Annotated in this window: 20 protein-coding genes; 19 read left to right on the top strand and 1 reads right to left on the bottom strand. The window is 35.6% G+C overall.

The features are described from left to right. Positions 1–72 precede the first annotated feature (72 nt). From RCH56_RS01160 to RCH56_RS01145, 4 genes are read left to right on the top strand one after another with little or no spacing between them, the layout of a single operon-like run. The gene (locus RCH56_RS01160) at positions 73–489 is read left to right on the top strand and encodes a hypothetical protein (protein WP_306483171.1); all 417 of its coding nucleotides are present in this window, start codon (positions 73–75) and stop codon (positions 487–489) included. A 3-nt stretch (positions 490–492) separates the two neighbouring features. Beyond that, positions 493–2,523: a carbohydrate ABC transporter permease gene (locus tag RCH56_RS01155; protein ID WP_306483170.1), complete on the top strand. Its 2,031-nt coding sequence runs from the start codon at positions 493–495 to the stop codon at positions 2,521–2,523. 1 nt (position 2,524) lies between these two features. Continuing rightward, positions 2,525–3,418 (top strand): sugar ABC transporter permease, encoded by an 894-nt coding sequence (locus tag RCH56_RS01150; RefSeq protein ID WP_306483169.1) that lies wholly within the window; start codon positions 2,525–2,527, stop codon positions 3,416–3,418. 9 nt (positions 3,419–3,427) lie between these two features. Continuing rightward, complete coding sequence (locus RCH56_RS01145) at positions 3,428–4,513, top strand: ABC transporter ATP-binding protein (RefSeq protein WP_306483168.1); 1,086 nt, start codon at positions 3,428–3,430, stop codon at positions 4,511–4,513. Between the two features lie 39 nt (positions 4,514–4,552). Here the strand turns inward: RCH56_RS01145 and RCH56_RS01140 are convergent, their stop codons facing one another. Next, complete coding sequence (locus RCH56_RS01140) at positions 4,553–5,002, bottom strand: methylated-DNA--[protein]-cysteine S-methyltransferase (protein WP_306483167.1); 450 nt, start codon at positions 5,000–5,002, stop codon at positions 4,553–4,555. Positions 5,003–5,078: 76 nt separating this feature from the next. Between RCH56_RS01140 and RCH56_RS01135 the strand changes: the two genes are divergently transcribed. From RCH56_RS01135 to RCH56_RS01065, 15 genes are all read left to right on the top strand, one after another. After that, a complete protein-coding gene (locus tag RCH56_RS01135) occupies positions 5,079–6,377 on the top strand; it encodes a glutamate--cysteine ligase (RefSeq protein WP_306483166.1) in 1,299 nt (432 codons plus the stop codon). Beyond that, positions 6,377–7,747 (top strand): DNA repair protein RadA, encoded by a 1,371-nt coding sequence (gene radA, locus RCH56_RS01130; RefSeq protein ID WP_306483165.1) that lies wholly within the window; start codon positions 6,377–6,379, stop codon positions 7,745–7,747. Before RCH56_RS01135 ends, radA begins: the two co-directional genes overlap by 1 nt. 146 nt (positions 7,748–7,893) lie before the next feature. Further along, entirely contained in the window at positions 7,894–8,277 is a 384-nt protein-coding gene (locus RCH56_RS01125; RefSeq protein WP_306483164.1) for an FMN-binding protein, read from the top strand. Positions 8,278–8,410: 133 nt separating this feature from the next. Further along, positions 8,411–8,596 carry a hypothetical protein gene (locus RCH56_RS01120; RefSeq protein ID WP_306483163.1) on the top strand — a complete coding sequence of 62 codons (186 nt, stop codon included), beginning with the start codon at positions 8,411–8,413 and terminating at the stop codon, positions 8,594–8,596. A gap of 229 nt (positions 8,597–8,825) precedes the next feature. After that, positions 8,826–9,542 carry an ATP-binding cassette domain-containing protein gene (locus RCH56_RS01115; RefSeq protein ID WP_306483161.1) on the top strand — a complete coding sequence of 239 codons (717 nt, stop codon included), beginning with the start codon at positions 8,826–8,828 and terminating at the stop codon, positions 9,540–9,542. A 712-nt stretch (positions 9,543–10,254) separates the two neighbouring features. After that, positions 10,255–10,650: a hypothetical protein gene (locus RCH56_RS01110; protein ID WP_306483159.1), complete on the top strand. Its 396-nt coding sequence runs from the start codon at positions 10,255–10,257 to the stop codon at positions 10,648–10,650. Positions 10,651–10,681: 31 nt separating this feature from the next. Next, positions 10,682–10,840: a hypothetical protein gene (locus RCH56_RS01105; protein ID WP_306483158.1), complete on the top strand. Its 159-nt coding sequence runs from the start codon at positions 10,682–10,684 to the stop codon at positions 10,838–10,840. 163 nt (positions 10,841–11,003) lie between these two features. Next, positions 11,004–12,332, top strand: a complete 1,329-nt coding sequence (locus tag RCH56_RS01100; RefSeq protein WP_306483157.1) for an aminopeptidase C — start codon at positions 11,004–11,006, stop codon at positions 12,330–12,332. 95 nt (positions 12,333–12,427) lie between these two features. Next, positions 12,428–13,384 (top strand): mannose-6-phosphate isomerase, class I, encoded by a 957-nt coding sequence (manA, locus tag RCH56_RS01095; RefSeq protein WP_306483156.1) that lies wholly within the window; start codon positions 12,428–12,430, stop codon positions 13,382–13,384. 172 nt (positions 13,385–13,556) lie between these two features. Then, positions 13,557–14,648 (top strand): ABC transporter ATP-binding protein, encoded by a 1,092-nt coding sequence (locus RCH56_RS01090; protein ID WP_306483155.1) that lies wholly within the window; start codon positions 13,557–13,559, stop codon positions 14,646–14,648. Continuing rightward, complete coding sequence (locus RCH56_RS01085; protein ID WP_306483154.1) at positions 14,648–15,289, top strand: hypothetical protein; 642 nt, start codon at positions 14,648–14,650, stop codon at positions 15,287–15,289. The genes RCH56_RS01090 and RCH56_RS01085 overlap by 1 nt, the downstream gene beginning before the upstream one ends. 11 nt (positions 15,290–15,300) lie before the next feature. Beyond that, the gene (locus RCH56_RS01080; RefSeq protein ID WP_306483153.1) at positions 15,301–16,302 is read left to right on the top strand and encodes a sugar ABC transporter permease; all 1,002 of its coding nucleotides are present in this window, start codon (positions 15,301–15,303) and stop codon (positions 16,300–16,302) included. 8 nt (positions 16,303–16,310) lie between these two features. Then, positions 16,311–17,234 (top strand): carbohydrate ABC transporter permease, encoded by a 924-nt coding sequence (locus RCH56_RS01075; protein ID WP_306483152.1) that lies wholly within the window; start codon positions 16,311–16,313, stop codon positions 17,232–17,234. A 22-nt stretch (positions 17,235–17,256) separates the two neighbouring features. Next, the gene (locus tag RCH56_RS01070) at positions 17,257–18,813 is read left to right on the top strand and encodes an ABC transporter substrate-binding protein (RefSeq protein WP_306483150.1); all 1,557 of its coding nucleotides are present in this window, start codon (positions 17,257–17,259) and stop codon (positions 18,811–18,813) included. A gap of 15 nt (positions 18,814–18,828) precedes the next feature. Next, complete coding sequence (locus tag RCH56_RS01065; RefSeq protein ID WP_306483149.1) at positions 18,829–20,304, top strand: extracellular solute-binding protein; 1,476 nt, start codon at positions 18,829–18,831, stop codon at positions 20,302–20,304. The last annotated feature ends 27 nt before the right edge of the window (positions 20,305–20,331 follow it).

Genomic DNA, 20,331 nt, shown 5'->3' with positions numbered 1-20,331 from the left:
AATAGCTAAAGAAACTAGATGAGATTTGTATAAATATCTAGTTTCTCTGGCCTAGGCCTTTCTTTCACTATTATGAAAAGATTAGAATTAGAGAAAAAAAGAGAGAGCTTTATATTAAAGATTTTGATAGTATCAGCTTTAATTATCCTAGCTTCTTCTATAGAAGCCTTGATGATGGCTAAAGATATCGAAGTTTATAGAGAAATTCTCAAAAATAATCCAGGTCTTGGTTTTGATGAATATATAAATTCTATTGTTTTTAATTTATTTATCAGAGTCTTAAGTCCTGTAGTAATTTCCCTTTATACATTTTTTACAGTAAAAAAGTACGGAGTCAATTTCTCTTATAAGTTATTTTTCGGGGGGATGACCCTAATAGAAATCGTTCAACTGATTTTGCAATTTAGAATCGGATCTATATTTTATTATATAGTCATTATTTTGAACTTTATTTTATTATTCATTATAGGAAGGGAAGAAAGGGTGTAGGCGATGACATACGAAAGAAACCTTATAGATGATATTGGTGAGATTCGTCCTAGAAAGAACGAGTATATAATAGACTCTATTGAGGCAGAAGAAAATGGCGGAAGTAAAGTAGACGCCAAGAACCATCCTTATAATCAAAAGCTAAAAAAATACGAAGAAGAAAAGAAAAAACTTTTGGCTAAGGCTGATGAAGCTGCCAAAAAAGATCCAAATTACAAACTCGACCAGAAATACTTGAGGGACTTGTATTATAGAAAGTTTATGGCAAATTTCTGTCTAGACTTTTATGAAGAAAACAAGGACTTATCCTATGATAGCGAGCTTGATTATAAGTTATGTAAGTTAGAATATGAGCAAATACCGAAGATTATTGAACATGATTTAATCTTAAAAAGTCAACTAGAAAGAGCTAGCAATAGGCTAGAGAAATTGACTAGCGAAGAAGTAGAAAGAGCCAAAAAGCTAAGCGAAGAAGATAGAATTGTTCTTAAAGAAAAATTCGAATCGGATAATAAGAGCTTAGAGGAATCTTTCAAGAAGGGAAGAATTTCAAAGAAGGCCTTCAAAAGTGAGAAAGAACAACTCAAACAAAAGTTCAAAGACCAGAACAAGAGACTTAATTACAGGAATCCAGAAGTTTCTCTTAAAGAAGAAATAGAATCAATCAAATACAAGATAGACAAAGACTACAAGAAGGAGATGAAAATCCTCGAGGCAGATGAGGCTGAAGCTAGGAGGAGAACTCCAGTAGAGGTGGAAAAGACTTCTGCTTACAGATCAATACTTACCTTCCCAATCCCAGGTCTTGGCCAAATCCTAAACGGTCAATGGCAAAAGGGCCTATTATTTTTGCTAGGCACTTTATTTATCTATCTAATAGCAATACCTTACGCCCTAGGTTTTGGCAACTACCAAGGTGAGGGTATAGCAGGACTTATCTCTCTTGCCCAAGGCGGAAAGAGACTAGATAGATCGATACTATTTATGATTGAAGGTATCTTATCTATTGTATTTGTAGCAATTGCTGCCCTAATTTATATCCTATCTTTTAGGGATGTAAGGACAACTGAGAAAAACGAAATGAAAGGGGTCAGACCTAATAGCTTCTTCGAGACAAAGAAGATGTTAAGGACTGATGGCTTCCCATTTTTAATTACAGCACCAGCCCTAATAGTAATTGTATTTATAGTAATAGTTCCAATACTTACAGCTATAATGATTTCCTTCACTAATATGGACCCACAAAATCAAAACAAGTTCACTTGGGTTGGTCTAAACAACTACTTGACCATAGCTAAGGGCCAGGGTATAGCAGGACAAGCCTTCTGGCATATCTTCGGATGGACTGTGGTTTGGACCTTGCTTGCATCAACACTTGCAATTGTATTAGGCTTTATATTTGCTTTACTAGTAAACAATGAGAGAATTAAGGGAAAGAAGTTCTTTAGAACGGTTTATCTTTTGCCTTGGGCTATACCTGCCTTTATCACAATCATGTTCTTTTCAATAATGACAAGTCGTGGTGGGGTAATAGCAGAAGCACTAAACTCATTATTTAATATAAGTTTGGATATAAAAAACAATACTTTCCAGACAAGGGCTACCCTAATCTTGCTTCAAGGATGGCTAGGACATTCATATATCTTCTTACTTACTACAGGAGTACTCCAAGCTATACCAAAAGACTTATATGAAGCGGCAAGTATTGACGGAGCAACAGGAATTCAAAGAACCTTGAAGATTACAATTCCATTAGTTCTTTTCCAAATCGCTCCAATGCTTATTAACCAATACACCTTTAACTTTAACAACTTCTCAATTATTTACTTGTACAACCAAGGTGGACCATTCAATCCAGAAGTTTATGGTAACCTTGCGGGATCTTCAGATATCTTGATCTCCTACATTTACAAGCTAACGATGGAGAGTCAGTATCAAGCTATAGGTGCTGCGATAACAGTATTTATATCCATAATTCTAATAGTTATTTCATACTTTGGATATAAGAATTCTTCAGCTTTTAAGGAGTATTAATATGTTTAAGAAAAAGAAAAATAGTGATTTATATCTATCAGATCTTCAACCCTTATCTGCTGGCGGAAAGACCTTTCTAACAATTACCTATATTATTTTGTTAATCTGGGCAGCTTTCATCTTAGTTCCATTAGCAATAATGGTTATATCATCCTTTAACGGAAACCAAGGTCAATATATATCGATGTCAGGAGAGTTTATCTTCTCTTTAGATAATTTCAGATATTTGTTTAAGGAAACCCAGTTTCTAAAATGGGTAGTAAACACACTAAAGATAGCAATAGCAACAACCCTGCTTACCCTAATCTTTGTATCTTTTACAGGCTATGCCTACTCAAGATTTAGATTTAAGGGGAAAAGAGCAAGTCTTATAACAATAATGTTAGTTCAGATAATTCCGGCCTTCGCAGGTATTACTGCCTACTATGCGATTCACTCCATAGTAAGTGGAATCATTCCAGTATTTTCAAGATCGGCCATGCTAGTTCTCATATATTCAGGTGGAGCAATCGCTACAAATACCTTTATCCTAAAGGGTTATCTCGATACGATCTCTCCAGAGCTTGACGAGGCTGCAAAGATTGACGGTTGTTCAAATATGCAAGTTTATAGATTAATAATAATGCCACTTGCCCGTCCGATGCTAGCAATAATTGCTCTCCAATGTTTTATTGGACCATTCTTAGATTATATGATGCCAAAAATATTACTGACAAATCCAGGAGAGTACACACTTGCGACAGGACTATTTACACTAATATCAGATGTTAGAAATATGAATCAGCCAGCCTTTGCTGCAGGAGGATTCTTATCTGCTGTTCCTGTAATGCTATTGTTCTTAGCTTTACAAGATGAATTAGTAAGCGGGCTTTCATCAGGTGCAGTTAAGGGATAGGAGTTAAAAATGAAAGTAATTTTAGATAATATAGGAAAGAAATACGAAGGTCGTGAGAACTTCACGATTAGAAATATAAATCTAGAAATAGATGACAATGATTTTTGTGTAATATTAGGTCCGTCTGGTTGCGGCAAGTCAACCCTTCTAAGGATGATTGCAGGACTTAACTCAATTACAGAGGGAACTCTACGTTTTAACGACAAGATCATGAATACAGTCGAGCCAAAAGATAGGGACATTGCTATGGTTTTCCAATCATATGCCCTCTATCCACACATGACTGTTTACGATAATATGGCTTTTTCATTAAATATGAAAAAGGAAAGAAAAGAAGTAATCGATCAAAGAATACAAGATGTAGCAAAGATTCTCCAATTAGAAGATTATCTTTACTCAAGACCATCTGATATATCCGGAGGTCAAAGGCAAAGGGTGGCTTTAGGAAGAGCTATTGCAAGAAACCCAGAAGTATTCCTCATGGATGAGCCTTTAAGTAACCTTGATGCTAAGCTTCGTGAGCACATGAGAGTAGAGATTGTAAGAATCCACAATCAACTAGATACAACAAGTATCTATGTAACTCACGACCAAACTGAGGCTATGACTATGGCTACAAAGATAGTCCTCTTAGATAAGGGAGTTATCCAACAAGTTGGAGCTCCAAATGAGTTCTATCAAAAACCAAACAACCTCTTCGTAGCAGGATTTATAGGCTCTCCTACAATGAATATCATAAAAGGAAAGATCAAAGATGGTCTTTTTGTAAATGATTCAGGAGAGATGAAGGTAAGACCTAGTGATGAAGACCTTGAGAAAATCAAGGCTTACGAAGGAAAAGTTGTTCATCTTGGAATAAGATCTGAAAGATTTATAGCAGAAAAAAGAGACTACAATTCTGTCAATGTTAACATAGAAGTTATAGAGTCCTTGGGTAAGGAGCAACTCCTTTATACAAAACTTAAGGATGGCACAAGCCTAACCATAAGTCAACCAGGATACTTAGACTATGCTATAGGAGAAGATCACGACTTTACCCTAGACCCTGAAGCCCTCCACTTCTTTGATGGCGGGACAACAGAAAGAATCAACTAGAATTAAGAAAGAGCCCTCGAACTGAGGGTTTTTCCTTGTCTAACTTTCAAGCTTTAGGAGAAATCTTTTTACTTCTACTCCATAGGCAAAGCCTCCAATCTTCCCATCAGACCTAATGACCCTATGGCAGGGATAAATTATAAAGAAAGGATTCCTTCCTATTGTATTAGCCACAGCCCTTGTCGCCTTTTTCCTATTTATCTTTTCTGCTATGCTCTTGTAGGTCACCTTTTTCCCGTAGGGTATGTTTCTAAGCTCTTTTACCACTTCTTTTTGAAAGTCAGTTCCCATAATCTCGAGGAGATCGTAAATTGTAAACTCCTTTCTATCACCCCTAAGGTATTCCTCGATTTGTTCAAAGACCTTATCAGTAGCTGGTGTTTTCTGGGATAAGTCGTCCGATTTTTTTACTAAGCTTATAGATTCGATTTTTTTATCGTAGGAGAATTTCAGGATCCCAATCCTACTTTTGTAAAATGCGTATTTCATAAGATAATTATATGTCTTTGGGATAAAGTAGCCAGAGGCGTATAATGATAGAAAGTTAAATAAGAGAAGGGTTAAAATGAATTATAAAGAAAAAATACAAAAAATCGTTAATTATATAAAAAGTGGAGAGAAAGATCCAAAGGACTTTGCTATAGGCTTTGAGTCAGAGCATTTTGTAGTTGATGGTGATTGCCTTGAAACTGTGTCTTATTATGGAGAAGACGGTATAGCTCAATCAATGGAGGAGATTGCTAAAGATTCCTACGAAAAGCATGAGGAAGATGGAAAAATTTTGGGCTTGAGTAAGGAAGGCTTTGATATTTCTGTAGAGCCAGCCAGTCAATTTGAAATCGCTCTTAACGCTCGCAGAAAAATTGATGACTTATACGAGGATTATAAAAGAGCTATGGCAGAGATTGTCCCAGTTTTTGAAAAGAAGGGTCAAGTTTTAGCGAGTGTTGGCTATCATCCAAAAAGCAAGATAGAAGATATCAAGATTATCCCAAAAAAGAGATACGACTATATGTATGAATATTTTAGAATTAATGGGGGAGCCTACGCCCACAATATGATGAAGGGAACGGCAAGTCTTCAATGCGCTATAGACTACGCAGACGAAGAAGATTTTAGGAAGAAATACTTTGTGGCAAACGCCCTTTCCCCTTTCCTCTATTCGATCTTCGATAATGCCTATATTTTCGAAGGAGAAGTTTATAATAAGAGGAATCTCCGTCAGATGATTTGGGATAATTGTGACAGGCAAAGAACAGGAGTCTATCCATTTGCCTTTGATGATGACTTATCTTATGAAAAATATGCAGAAGAAATCCTGAATACAGACATAATATTCGTCCATGAAAATGGAGAAGATAATTACAAGGGAAGACTTAAGTTTTCAGAAGTGATGGATAAAGACTCAAGCGATGAGATGATTTTCCATGCCCTATCTATTGTATTTCCAGATGTAAGAGCTAAGAGATATATAGAAATTAGGATGCCAGATGAAGTGCCTTATCCATATAACTTTGCAGCTCTAGCCTTAATCAAGGGACTTTTCTATGATGAAGAAAATCTTGATAGACTCTATGAGATTTTTGCCGATATGGATTATAGGTCACTTACAAATCTTAGAAGTAGGACTGAAAGATACGGCCTTCATGCGACCTACAAGGATAAGGAAATCTATAAATGGGGCCTAGACTTTGTAGATATGGCGAAAAGATCTCTAGAGGATGAGGCTAATTATCTAAAGCCTTTGAGGGAAATCCTTGAAGAAGGAAAGAGTCCTAGGGATATCTACGAAAGCCTATACAAGAAAGATCCGACAGAAGCAATAAGAGTCTTTTCTGCCAATGAATCCCTAAGGAAGATGTAATGGCGAAAGCAAAAAAAGCTTATGAATGTACTTCCTGCGGCCATACCCAAGGAGTTTGGGCTGGTCAATGCCCGGAATGCGGTAAGTGGGGGAGCATGCATGAGGTTATTGTTGATAAAAAAGCTACTAAGCAAAACATAGTAGTAGAAGATAAAAATGCCAAAAAGCTTAAATCTATCGCCCTAGATGAGTCTGAAAGGATAAAATCAACCTATAGTGAGTTTGATAGGGCTGTGGGAGGAGGGCTGGTGAGAGATTCAGTTTCGATTCTTACAGCAAGACCTGGGGCAGGAAAGTCCACCCTCCTCCTTCAACTTTCAAAGTCCTACGCAGATAATGGCCTTAAGGTAATATATATTTCTGGAGAAGAGAGCGAAAGCCAAATCAAGTCACGCGCAGACAGGATTATATCTGACCTTTCTGAAAATATCTGGATTCTTTCGACAAACTCAATGGACCTTGCAATGAAGGAAATAAAAAATGTTGATGCAGATATAGTTTTTCTAGACTCTATCCAAACCTTTAGCCTGGCAGAACTTGATAATAAACAAGGAAGCCCGACCCAAACTATAGAGGTCGCCAACAAGGCGGTAGATATAGCGAAGGATAGCGAAAGAAAAAGGGCTGTTATAATGATAGGCCATATGACCAAAAAAGGAGAGATGGCAGGTCTTAGGACCCTGGAGCACTTGGTAGATACGGTTTTAGTCCTTGATGGAGAAAGCGAAGAGGACCTAAGGATTTTAACTTCGACCAAAAATAGATTCGGTAGAACTGGAGAAATCGGCCTATTTTCTATGGATGAAGACGGGCTAAATGAAATCACAAATCCTAGTGAGTATTTTATCACAGAAAGAAGCGAAGATATAGAAGGATCAGCCATTTCTGTAACCAAGGAGGGATCGAGACTCTTAGAAGTAGAGATAGAATCTCTAGTATCAAAATCCTTCATGCCTTACCCACAAAGGATAGGAGACTCCCTAAGAAGAGATGACCTAAACACCTTAATCTCAATTCTTCAGGAAAGAGCAGGCCTAAATCTTTATGACTACAATGTTATAATCAAAACAACAGGAGGCATCAAGCTAAGCGAGCCTTCAGTAAATCTAGCTATAATGGTCTCAATCGCCTCATCCTTGATGAAGGTACCAGTTTCCGACAAGAGTGTCTTCATAGCAGAAGTAGGACTTACAGGAGAGCTTAAGAAGGTTCCTCAAATCAAACAAAGGCTAAAAGAAATTGAAAGATTAGGCTATAAGAAAGCTTTCGTAGCCAAAAACTCCATCGATAGCAAAGACTTTAAGGACCTAAAGATCTATCAACTAGCAAATATCAGACAGGTCATAGACCAGGTACTAGTAAAAGAATAATCCTTTATTTAATTAAGCTAGGACTTTAAAATGTTATAAATTCATCCTAAAAATTTAAAGAAAATTGTAGCGAAACTTAGGAATTTGCAAATTGAAAACGTGTGTAGTATAATCAGAGGACAAAGGAAAAATAAAAGGAGAATTATATGAAAAACATAAAATCATACGCAGCAATCGCAGCACTAGCCCTTGCTCTTACAGCTTGTGGAAACAATGCTAATGATGCTAAGAAAGAAGATGCTTCTACTGACGTAGCAACAGGAGAAACAACAGAAAAAGTTGGTGAAGCTACAGCAGCAGGTTACGGTGGAGATATCAAAGTTAAAGTAACTATGGATGGAGAAACAATCAAAGACATCCAAGTTGACCACACAGAAACAGAAGGAGTTGGAGCAGACGCAGTTCCAACTCTAGTCGAAGAGATCAAAAAGAACAACGGTACTGAAGGCGTAGATAACGTATCTGGCGCAACAGTAACAAGCGAAGCTCTAAAAACAGCAGTAGACGATGCAATCAAGGCTGCAAAATAATTAAGAAACATTAAGCTCTAAAGTCTAGTCCCTTAAAAAGATTAGTCTTTAGGGCTTTTCTAATATTTAAAAGCAGATAAAATGAAAGCTGAAAAATACTTGCAAGTCTTAGCCTAATACTTGCCCTAAGATCTTGTGCTTTTCAAAGTCCAAAGACAAAAGAAGATACGAAAGAAGTCAAGATAAAGAAAGTCAATCAAAAGAATCTAAGAGAGCTTCTAACACAGAAGAAATCTTCAAAGAAAACATATCAATCCCAGGCCTATACGTTGAAGGAGAAGTTCATGGGGCAAAAATAGACTCGGTGGTAATGCTGTAACTGATATAGTAGTATTTGGAAGAAATTCTGCAAAGTCAGCAGAAGAATGTATTGAGAAATAAAAATAGACTAAGAACTCTCAAATTATGATTAAATCAATTCTCTAGGGCTCTTTTACTAATCTTTTTATGATTATGCATTTATTTTAAGGTAAGATATAAGAATAATTTACATAATCTTTACAATTAAAAAAATAAATTAGCTATAATTATATTAGGGGGATGATTAGATGGGAGAAAATTTATTAGAGATTAAAAATCTTAAATCATGGTATGTTAAGGACAAACTTATCCTTAAAGGTTGTGATTTTTCTATAGGAGAGAATGAAAATCTTGCCCTAGTAGGAAGTAATGGATCAGGTAAAACTACAATGATAAAGACTATATTAGATATTCTTCAAACCTATAGGCTAGATTCATTTACTTACAAGGGAAGTAAGACTGACTTTAAGGATAAAGATTTTAAGCTAGACAGAATAGGCGTATTTTCTGAAGACAATGCCTTTAAGTATTGGACTTTCAATGAATATATCAAGTTTTTACATAAGGTCTATAGAAAAAATAGAGATGAGAAATACGAAAAATATATGATAAATAATTTTCACTTTAATGAATATATAGATTCTCCTGTCACTGACCTATCCTTTGGGAACAAGAAGAAATTTTTCATAATAGCAGCCCTAAGCCTTAAACTTCCTCTAGTAATCCTCGATGAGCCAGTAGATGGCCTTGACTTTGAATCAACTATATTTCTCTATAAACTGATAAAAGACTACAAGAAATATGGATCTATATTAATGGCTAGCCATATTTTGGAGAGTATAAAGGAATCATGCGATTACTATATTCTTCTAGATAAGGGAAAGTTACATCCTAAAAGAAAGGTAGGTAAGGATCTTAGAATACATGATATTTTAGGAAATATCGAGGGTAATTACTATGATTAAAGTATTTATCAAAGATCTTTTTTCAAAATCTCAACTTATAAAATATCTTTTAGCAGCAGCCCTTATATACTATGGACTCGATTACTATACAAAAAATAATGAGCTTAATGTAGAAATTAATATAAATTTGCTTATCTATATATCTTTGGCAATTATTTTAACCATATATTTCTTTATAAAAACTTATACAAGTAGAGAAAATATAGAAGTATACTATGCTCTTCCTTTTAGTAAAGAGGAGGTAAATTCCAATCTTATATTAGCACTTATCCTAGATACTTGTTTAAGAAAAATACTTTTGATATTTATTCTCTTTTACTATTTAGGTGCAAGGCTGGATTATTATATACTTCTACTAGTGATAACTCCTATAATGTGCGTTACGGGATCCCTTCCTAGTAGTGCAAATATAGGAAAGCTGAGAAAATATCTCACTTTTCTTATATCTATTGGACTGATTGCTTTTCTATTTTTTACTTACTTTAAATTTGATAAAATTCATAGGCATATAAGTTATATCATAAGCTTGATTATATATATAATTTTTATAAAGAAATTTTATCTAAGATATGTCCAGTTTAGTTTTAAAAAAGCTTCTGGAAGTTTTAAGATTAGCATAGGCAATTACTTTTTAAAATTTATCCTAGCAGAAAATATTTATATAGTAAACACATTAGGTATAATCGCAATGCTGATATTTCTAAGGATCTTTATGCCAGGAGATATTAAACTTCCAATTTCTCTGGCTATTGCTACAGTAAATACGCCCCTACTTACAATATTTTCTACAGATGATAAACTTACAGAATATAAATCCATGCTTCCTGAGACCTTTAAATCTCTAGATAAGGATTATATAAAAGTTTTATTTTCTTATTTTTTGCTAATACATTTGGTGATATTAGGGCTAAACTATAAATATGTATCCATTAAACTAGTGGGATTAGTTATAGCTCTTACAATAATAGATACGGTTATATCCTTTATGATGGAGAAAAAATACCCTATTAAGGGAAAGAAAACTACTGTAGAAATCTGGAGATCGCCTAGAAAATATATTTTGGGCATTCTTGTGTTTTTACTTAGTTTTGTAATTTTTGTCTTGTAATATTTTTAGGTGTAAATTTAAGGAGAGTGTAATGGGAAAGAAAGTATTTAGAATAATTATTGCGATAATATGGTTTATCGCAGCAGGTCTGTGTTTTAAGAGAAATGAGATAGTCTTAGCTATTATAAGTGGAGTTTTAGCTATAGCATTTTTGTATAAGGGAATTGCTTCCGAAGAAGTTGGAGAGTAAGAGATAGAAACATCCAAGAATACCAAAGATAAAGGAGTGATATGTCAGAAGGGGTAAATATTCTGATATATCACTTTTTTAATGGCAGATTTGCTAAGAAAATCTTATTAATAACAACTATCAAATCATATCTTTTTCGGTAAAATAATATTGAGGTGAAAAAATGATTAACAAAGATAAATTTAAAGACTTAGACGAGAAATTTTATGCCGACAGGGCAAATGTGATTGCCCAAAGTGCAGTAACAAGAAACGGAATTACAGAAGCTGCAATCGACCCTGACGTGATCAAGGACATGCGCCACTCTTTTTCGATTGAGCTTAAGCAAGGAGAGATAACAGATCAAAAGCAATCCGGTCGTTGCTGGATGTTCTCCGCCCTAAACACAATGAGATATAGGATAATCAAGGATTATAATCTTGAGACTTTCGAGCTTTCCCAAGCCTATCCCCTATTTTTTGATAAGCTAGAAAAGAGCAATTATTTTCTTGAATCTATAATAAAAACTGTAGACGAAGACCTCCAAGGAAGACTAGTAAAACACATCTTAGCTGATCCCTTGGGAGATGGGGGCCAATGGGACATGTTCGTAAACTTAGTCAACAAATACGGAGTTGTACCAAAATACGCCATGCCAGAAGTTAAATCTTCATCTGCTACCAGAGAGATGGATGCTTATCTTACCAAAATGCTAAGATCTTTTGCCAAAGACTTAAGAAATGCCCACAAAGAGGGAAAGAGCCTAGAAGACTTAGAGGCTATGAAAGATGGTTTCAATGAAGATATCTACAGGGCCCTAAGTGTAATTTTAGGAACTCCACCAAAGAAAATCGACTTTGAGGCAAGGGATAAGGACGATAATTATATAAAGGAGACAGGCCTTACTCCTAAGGAATTTTTCGACAAATATGTGAAGATGAATCTAGACGATTATATTTCTTTAATAAATGGCCCTACCGAAGATAAGCCATTTAACGAAACTTTTACGGTAGATTATCTGGGCAATGTCGTAGAAGGTAAGGAAGTTAAATACCTAAATCTTCCTATAGACGATTTAAAAAAGGCTGCTATTAAACAACTTAAGGATGGCTTTCCTGTATGGATGGGCTGTGATGTAGGCCAAAGCTTTATCAGAGAGGAAGGAATCCTAGATACTAAGGCCTTTAATATCAAAGAAATCTTCGACCTAGACTTTGAAATGACTAAGGAAGAAAGACTCGACTACTCAGAAAGCTTGATGACTCACGCCATGGTATTCACAGGAGTTGACTTTGATGAAGACGGAAATCCAGTAAGATGGAAGATAGAAAATTCTTGGGGAGATAGGGCAGGAAACAAGGGCTATCTAGTAATGAGCGATGCTTGGTTTGATGAATATATGTATCAAATCGCAGTAGATAAGAAATATCTAACAGAAGATCAAAGAAAGGCTTGGGACAAAGACCCAATCCACCTAAAACCATGGGACCCAATGGGATCTCTTGCAAGATAGATAAGGGCCTTTGGGCCTTTTTCTTTTGGGATTAAATTTCACTTTTCCTAAAATTTATTATAAGATAAGAGTAAGAAAAAGATAGAGGAGATTTTATGGAGAAAATTTTATTTCTAGAAGGAAAATTCAGAGAGAAAATCTGGGGAGGAAAGAGACTTAGAGAAATCTATTCTTATGATATCCCTTCAGATAAGACAGGAGAATATTGGGCTATTTCCGATATGGGAGATATGAGTTCTATCATTACTAATGGAGAATATAAGGGCAAAAGCTTAGAAGAAGTTTACCAAAAGCACAAGGAGCTTTTTGGAAATCCGAAAGATGCGACCCTTCCCCTCCTTGTTAAGATTATAGATGCCAACACTGACCTATCAATCCAAGTTCACCCAGATGATGCTATGGCAAGAGAGCTTGAAGACTCTAGAGGAAAGACCGAATGCTGGTACATCCTAAACGAAGAGCCTGCCTCAATTATCTATTGCCTTAAGGTAGATGATAAAAACGAGGCTATAAAACTCATTGACGAGAGAAAGTGGGATGAGCTTTTAAGAGAAGTCCCAGCTAAGAAGGGAGATTTCTTTTTCGTAGAAGCAGGCACAGTCCATGCCATAAAGAAGGGATCTCTAATCCTAGAAATCCAACAAGCAAGCGATATAACCTACAGACTCTATGACTATGATAGAAGAGATGATGATGGAAAGCTAAGGGATCTTCATATAGAAGAATCCAAGAAGGCAATTAAAATAAATAAAAACAAAGAAAAAATAAAAGAATTCGAAAGAGAAGGCCTTAAGGGAAGGGTTCTTACCCAAAATAAATACTTTGAAGTTTATGAATATAAGATAAATGGAAGAAGCGAATTTATAAAAGAAAATCCTTATAGCCTTTGGAGTGTAGTTGGTGGACGTGGAGAGATTTTAATAGATGGAAAGTCTTATGAGATTAAGAAGGGAGACTTCTTTATCCTAACAGATGAGGTCAAAAAATTTGAGCTTAGAGGAGAAATAAGTCTTGTAGAATCCTTTACGGTAGAGGATAAAACATTTGCATAAGGAATAAATGAAAATATTTTCAAAAGATGCGAGGGATGGATAAATATACTGAAAATGTGTTTATTACACCATTTTCTTGCATTTTTTATGCGGATATTATAAAATAATATTAGCGATAAGCGAATTTACATAATAGTAAATCCTTTTCATAAATTATATGTAAGGAGCAAGAATGGCGAACTTAAAATTAGAACATATAGATAAAATTTATCCTAATGGAGTTCAAGCAGTATTTGATTTTAATCTAGAAATTGAAGATAAGGAATTCATAGTTTTTGTAGGACCTTCTGGTTGTGGAAAGTCTACAACACTTAGAATGATTGCAGGTCTTGAAGAAATCTCTGAGGGGAATTTATACATTGATGGCGAGCTTATGAATGAGGTAAGTCCTAAGAATAGAAATATCGCTATGGTATTTCAAAACTACGCCCTCTATCCACACATGACAGTTTTTGACAACATGGCTTTTGGTCTTAAGCTTCAAAAGGTAGACAAGGCTGAGATTAAGAAAAAGGTAGAAAGGGCAGCAGAAATGCTCGAGTTGACTAATCTTTTGGATAGAAAGCCTGCAGCCTTATCTGGAGGACAAAGACAAAGAGTTGCCCTAGGACGAGCCATAGTAAGAGAAGCTGATATCTTCCTTATGGATGAGCCTCTATCTAACCTAGATGCTAAGCTTAGGGTTCAGATGAGAACAGAAATATCCAAAATTCACGACCAGCTTGATACTACAACTATTTACGTAACCCACGATCAGACTGAGGCTATGTCAATGGCTTCAAGGATTGTAGTAATGAAAGATGGCTATATGCAACAGGTTGGAACTCCAGAAGAAATCTATGACTCTCCAGCTAATATCTTCGTTGCAAACTTTATTGGATCTCCTCCAATGAACTTCTTTAATGGAAAAGTTATAAATTCCAAAATACAAGTTGGTAATGACGAAATTCCACTAACTAATGAGCAAAAAGAAGCTTTAAAATCCTACGAAGCTAAGGAAATAATAGTTGGAATAAGACCAGAATCATTTGCTGTTAGTAGCGAAGAGGAAAGTGCTAAATCAATTAAAGCAAGGATAGAAAATATAGAAATGCTTGGCGATGAATCTATTCTTTATGCAAGAGCGGAAGAAGCTGCAAGTCAGATAGCAGTAAAGGTCCAAGGAAAGTTTAAAGGAATAGATAAAAACGACGATATAAATCTAGATATAAACTTAGATGAAATCCACCTATTTGATAAAGATACATCAATGAGAATTGTATAATGCAAGCTTTATCGAAATCTTTGGGCAAAGTCGGAGAGCTAATACTCTTCGTCCTTTTGTCTATAGTATATACTAGCTTGATAATATCACCCTTAATCTTGATAAATATCCTAATCGAGGGAAGTCTTATAAAATATATTTTATTATTTATTCCCTTAATTGGCCTTTTGGCCCTAGCTTTAGAAAGGGAGTTTATTGCAGTAAAGGCAGTTTTTATTGATTATAAGTCTTATTATAGGTCTTATTTTAAAGATGTCTTCGGAGAAAAGTTCATCAGAAAGTATTTGACTTATTCATTGATATTTAGTCTCTACTTTTACTTCTCCGATGCCTTGAGAATCCTAGAAAGTGATGTACTAGTCCTCTTTGTATTTAGGATATTTTTAAGCTTAATATTTAGGGATATTATTTTCTATACAATACTTCAAAGGGCTTTTAGAGAAGATGTCGGATTCATCAAGACTATCAAGAATTCTTGCTTATTAACATTTAGATTCCCAATATATGCAATTATTATCGGCTTTGTCTGGGAAGTTATAGAAAGTTTACTTATTACAAATATTCTTTGGACTTATGTCTTAGTAATTATAATTGGATTTTTGGGAACTTTCATAAATGAGACTAAAGTCAAGAACTTATAAGGAAGGTTAAAATGGAAAATAAAAATCAGGGTCAAGTAAAAGTAATTGACCAAAAGGAATTAGAAAGAAGAAAGAAAAAAGCCAAAAAACCATTTAGCCAAAGATTTAAGAAGAACCTACCTCTTATGGCCTTCTGTCTACCAGGCTTTATATGGTTTGCCATAATGAGCTATTTGCCTATGTTTGGGGTAATCATCCCCTTTAAGAACTACAAGGTTTTTTCTAAGAATTTCTTCTATAACCTCTTTCATAGCGAATGGATTGGTTTTGATAACTTCAAGTTTTTCTTCCAAAGCAATGACGCTTGGATTATCATAAGAAATACGATTTTGTACAATGCTTGCTTTATAGTTGTAAATATAGTTCTTGCTATGTTTACCGCCATAGCTCTTCATGAGCTTTTAAATAGAAAAGCTGCGAAGTTCTATCAGACCTCGCTCTTTCTGCCATATTTCTTATCTTGGGTTGTAATCTCTTATGCAGTATTTGCCTTTCTATCACCAGATAAGGGCTTGATAAATGCTCTAATTATGAAATTCGGTGGTAGAAGTAAGAATTGGTACACAACGAAGACTTGGTGGCCTGTGTTTTTGGTAATCATTAATGCTTGGAAGGGCTTAGGTTATAACACTGTAGTTTATCTATCGGCCCTATCAGGAATCGACAAGACATATTACGAGGCAGCTGTAATGGATGGGGCGAGCAAGTGGGAGCAGATAAAATACATCACTATACCAATGTTAAAGCCTGTTGTTACTGTTTTATTTATAATGAGTCTTGCTAATATATTTAGAGCTGACTTCGGTTTATTCTACCAAGTACCAAGGGATTCAGGGCCTTTGTATTCAGTTACAAACGTAATAGATACTTATGTATTTAGGGCTCTTATGAAAAACGGTGATATAGGCCTATCATCAGCCGTATCCCTTCTCCAATCAGCAGTCGGAGCAGTCCTAATTATCGGCGCCAATAAGATTGTCAAAAAATATGATCCAAAAAGATCACTTTTCTAGGAGGATATATGCAAAAAGTAAATAAGAAAAAGCATTTTGATCCCTTAGAAGTAAGTAAGGGAGCTAACATAGGATTAAATATATATCTGATTCTACTAACTATATCAGCGATTTTGCCCTTCCTATTTGTATTCATAATTTCAATTACGGATGAGTCAACGCTTGCAACAAATGGTTATAGTTTGTTTCCAGAAAAAATAAGCTTCGATGCCTACAAGCTAATTTTTGCCTCTGGTTCATCTATAGTCCAAGCCTACAAGGTATCGATATTTATAACAGTGGTTGGTGTAATATTAGCCCTAATCCTTACGACCTTATATGCCTACGCCCTATCCAGAGATGACTTTGAATTCAAAGGATTTTTTACAAAAGTCTCAACTATTCCAATGTTATTTTCCGGAGGACTTGTAGCAAGTTATCTAGTAATGACACAATTTTTAGGTCTTAGAAATTCGGTTTGGGCCTTGATCCTTCCCTTACTTCTAGGAACCTTTAATATAATAATAATGAGGACGTTTTTTCAAACAAGTATACCCAAAGCCTTGATTGAGGCGGCAACGATTGATGGAGCCAATGAATTTCAAATATTTTTTAAAGTAGTGCTTCCTCTATCCTTGCCAGTACTTGCAACAATTGGACTATTCTTAACATTAGGTTATTGGAATGATTGGTATAACGCTATGCTATATATAGACGACTTAGATAAAATACCTGTCCAATATCTCTTAATTAGAATACAAAATTCAACGGCCTTCCTCGCATCAAGAGGTAGCCAAATAGGAGGTGTAGCGAATCAGGCGATGAAAACTTTGCCACAGGAGACTTTGAGAATGGCTATAGTAGTTATAACAACTGCGCCAATTGCCATAACATATCCATTCTTCCAAAGATACTTCATAAGTGGCCTAACACTGGGAGCAGTTAAGGAATAATTCATTAATAAGGAGGGAAAAAATGAATTTAGTTAAAAAATTTGCTTACACATCAATGGCTCTAATGCTTGCTCTAGGCATTTCAGCTTGTGGAAACAATGACGGGAATGAAGAAGATGAAAACAAAACCGAAACTAGCGAAAGCGTAGATAACAAAGAAAACAAAGACGATAAAAAAGATAAAAATGCTAAAGATGATGAAGTTCCTACCCTAACTTATCTTAATATAGGAACTCCACAAGCAGGAACGGAAGAGACAGTAAGTAAGATTAACGAATACCTTGATGAAAAAGAAGCTGGCTATCACTTAAATCTAGTCTTCTATGATTGGGGAGATTATGAACAAAGACTTCAACTTGCTTCATCAACAGGAGAAGATTGGGATCTAGCCTTTACTGCAAGCTGGGCAGGACCTTACAAGACTCTAGTATCACAAAATGCTTTGATGGATCTAACAGACTTAATGAAAGACAAGGAATTTGTTGATTTAATCAATCCTGACATGCTAAAAGGTGTTAGTGTAGACGGCAAGGTTTACGGAATCCCTGCAGCATATCCTGGAGTTGTTGCAGCCAACCAATTCGTATGGACTAAGAGCATGGTTGATAAATACAATATCGACTATAAAAATATCCAAAACATAGACCAATTAGAGCCTATCTTTGAAGAAGTAAAAGAAAAAGAAGGCGTCCAATATCCATTTGGTGTATCTAAGGACTTCTTGTTCGCTATGCCAGAGCCTGTATATCAAGTTACAGATGGGGTAGCTGTAAGAGAAGAAGATGGCAAGCTTAAGGCTTACAACTTATATGCGGATGATCTTTATAAAGAACAAATCATGAAGATGAAAGATTATATGGACAAAGGATACATCTCACCATCAGCTCCACAAGTTGAGCCAGGAACAGTAATGCCAGAAAACGAAGTTCTACTAACAGAAGGTGAAGGAGAACCAGGATCAGCCGCTATATGGTCAGTTGCACCACGTAACGAAGTAGTATCAAATATAATTGGAGATAAGGTTCTTATATCTAACGACAAGGCTACAGGAAAAATGATTTCTATCAACTCACAAACTGATAAGGCAGAGCTTGCAATGGACTTTATCAACAGAATGTTCACAGACAAAAACCTACAAGATATGCTATCTTATGGTGTTGAAGGCAAAAACTTCGAATATAAAGACGGAAAAGTTGTAAAACACAACAAGGATTCTGATGGCGTAGATAACGATTACGATGTACCATCATTTACCTTCCTATGTGCCTTCAACAGAACTCCACTAGACGGAGCTCCTGGAATTGGCGATGAAGAATTCGACAAGGAAGCAAAAGAATTTGAAGACAAGCTAGTGGCATCTCCAGTACTAGGATTTACCCTAGATGAATCAAAAATCGCAACAGAAATAGCAAATATTCAACAAACACAAAGCGAATACACCATCAACCTTAAGACAGGTGCCTTTGACGAAAGTTACTATCAAGAATTCCTAGATAAACTAAATACAGCAGGAATCGAAAAGGTAATAGAAGAAGTACAAGCACAATTAGATAATTGGGAAGGCGCTGATAAGCAATAAAAGAAAGCAGGAGAGATGAATTTACTAAAAAAACTTAGCATAAGCACACTCCTAGTTGGACTTAGCCTAAGTCTTTCTAGTTGTGGAGGGGATTCCGGTAATAAAGAAGAAGTCAAAAAAGATTCGGAAGAAATTCCTACCATAACATACTATGATGTAGGAACTCCCCAAGAAGACACAGGAGAGGTAGTAGAAGCAATAAATGAATATCTAGATAAATCTGATGCAGGATATCACCTAAACCTACAATTCTTCGATTGGGGCGAATATGAACAAAGACTTCAGCTTGCCTCAAATGCGGGAGATGACTGGGATATAGCCTTTACAGCTAACTGGTCTGGTCCTTACAAAAACTTAGTAGAAAAGGGAGCTTTCGCAGATATAACAGAGCTTATAGATGAGAAAGGTAAGGCCATAAAAGATTCTCTTTCAGAAGACGTGTTAAAGGGAGCTTCTATAGAAGGAAGATTGTATGGCGCGCCAGCAGCTGCTAAAAATGTTGTTCCAGGAAATTATTTCGTTTGGAATAAAGCTTATGTAGATAAATATAAGATTGACATAGAAAGTGTAAAGACTATAAAAGATCTTGAACCTTATCTTAAAGAGGTCAAGGAAAATGAGGATACAGTAGATTATCCTTTCAACATAGTAAGTGATTTCCTCTTGCAAACACCAACTCCACAGTCTGAAGCGACACCAGGAGTTGCCGTAAAAGAAGAAAATGGAAAGCTCATCGCCTACAACAGCTGGGCTGATCCAGAGCTTAAGAAACAGTTAGACGTTCTAAAAGACTATATGGACAAGGGTTATATTAACCCATCAGCTCCTCAGATGAATGCCGGAGATGGAGAAGAAGGTGATAGGTGGCTGGTAACAAAAGCTGAAGGAGGGCCAGATTCAGATGGGATTTGGTCTAACTCCTTCAAAAGCGAAGTCATATCCTCCCCAGCAGGTAACAAAACAATAGTAACAAATCAAAAAGCTACTGGTTCTCTTGCCGCTATCAACTCCCAATCTGAGCACAAAGAATTGGCTATGGATTTTCTAAATAGAATGTATAGCGATAAGGAGCTTATGAGGTATCTAACTTATGGAATAGAAGGTAAGCACTATGATTTAGTAGATGGAAAGGTTGAAAAGTACGAAGATACTAAATATGACGTACCAGCCTTTACCTTCCTAGCCTCTGAAAATATGACACCACTTACTACATCTGAAGATTCTGACACGCCAGAAGCTAAGGAAAAACTAGATAAGTTTTTAGAGAATTTAGAGCCTTCTCCTATACTAGGTTTCAACTTTGATAGGAAAAGCGTTGAAAGCGAGGCAGGAAATGTTGAACAGACAATTTTCGAATACGAGAAAAATCTCAAAACAGGTGCCTTTGATGAAGACTATTATCAAGAATTCTTAGATAAGCTTAATACTGCTGGAATTGATAAGTTGATAGAAGAAGTCCAAAACCAATTAGATAATTGGGATAGGAAATAGAAGTGAAAAAGACTTATGTTTAGGCAT

The organism is Anaerococcus sp. (assembly GCF_030825785.1).
GTDB lineage: Bacteria > Bacillota > Clostridia > Tissierellales > Peptoniphilaceae > Anaerococcus.
Note: the sequence above shows the minus strand (reverse complement) of the source record. Positions and strands in the feature narration are given on the sequence as shown.

Excerpts from the sequence above, each read along its gene's own strand:
- RCH56_RS01160 (WP_306483171.1), top strand. The coding sequence starts at position 73 with ATGAAAAGATTAGAATTAGAGAAAAAAAGAGAGAGCTTTATATTAAAG.
- RCH56_RS01155 (WP_306483170.1), top strand. The coding sequence starts at position 493 with ATGACATACGAAAGAAACCTTATAGATGATATTGGTGAGATTCGTCCT.
- RCH56_RS01150 (WP_306483169.1), top strand. The coding sequence starts at position 2,525 with ATGTTTAAGAAAAAGAAAAATAGTGATTTATATCTATCAGATCTTCAA.
- RCH56_RS01145 (WP_306483168.1), top strand. The coding sequence starts at position 3,428 with ATGAAAGTAATTTTAGATAATATAGGAAAGAAATACGAAGGTCGTGAG.
- RCH56_RS01140 (WP_306483167.1), bottom strand. The coding sequence starts at position 5,002 with ATGAAATACGCATTTTACAAAAGTAGGATTGGGATCCTGAAATTCTCC.
- RCH56_RS01135 (WP_306483166.1), top strand. The coding sequence starts at position 5,079 with ATGAATTATAAAGAAAAAATACAAAAAATCGTTAATTATATAAAAAGT.
- radA (WP_306483165.1), top strand. The coding sequence starts at position 6,377 with ATGGCGAAAGCAAAAAAAGCTTATGAATGTACTTCCTGCGGCCATACC.
- RCH56_RS01125 (WP_306483164.1), top strand. The coding sequence starts at position 7,894 with ATGAAAAACATAAAATCATACGCAGCAATCGCAGCACTAGCCCTTGCT.
- RCH56_RS01115 (WP_306483161.1), top strand. The coding sequence starts at position 8,826 with ATGGGAGAAAATTTATTAGAGATTAAAAATCTTAAATCATGGTATGTT.
- RCH56_RS01110 (WP_306483159.1), top strand. The coding sequence starts at position 10,255 with ATGCCAGGAGATATTAAACTTCCAATTTCTCTGGCTATTGCTACAGTA.
- RCH56_RS01105 (WP_306483158.1), top strand. The coding sequence starts at position 10,682 with ATGGGAAAGAAAGTATTTAGAATAATTATTGCGATAATATGGTTTATC.
- RCH56_RS01100 (WP_306483157.1), top strand. The coding sequence starts at position 11,004 with ATGATTAACAAAGATAAATTTAAAGACTTAGACGAGAAATTTTATGCC.
- manA (WP_306483156.1), top strand. The coding sequence starts at position 12,428 with ATGGAGAAAATTTTATTTCTAGAAGGAAAATTCAGAGAGAAAATCTGG.
- RCH56_RS01090 (WP_306483155.1), top strand. The coding sequence starts at position 13,557 with ATGGCGAACTTAAAATTAGAACATATAGATAAAATTTATCCTAATGGA.
- RCH56_RS01085 (WP_306483154.1), top strand. The coding sequence starts at position 14,648 with ATGCAAGCTTTATCGAAATCTTTGGGCAAAGTCGGAGAGCTAATACTC.
- RCH56_RS01080 (WP_306483153.1), top strand. The coding sequence starts at position 15,301 with ATGGAAAATAAAAATCAGGGTCAAGTAAAAGTAATTGACCAAAAGGAA.
- RCH56_RS01075 (WP_306483152.1), top strand. The coding sequence starts at position 16,311 with ATGCAAAAAGTAAATAAGAAAAAGCATTTTGATCCCTTAGAAGTAAGT.
- RCH56_RS01070 (WP_306483150.1), top strand. The coding sequence starts at position 17,257 with ATGAATTTAGTTAAAAAATTTGCTTACACATCAATGGCTCTAATGCTT.
- RCH56_RS01065 (WP_306483149.1), top strand. The coding sequence starts at position 18,829 with ATGAATTTACTAAAAAAACTTAGCATAAGCACACTCCTAGTTGGACTT.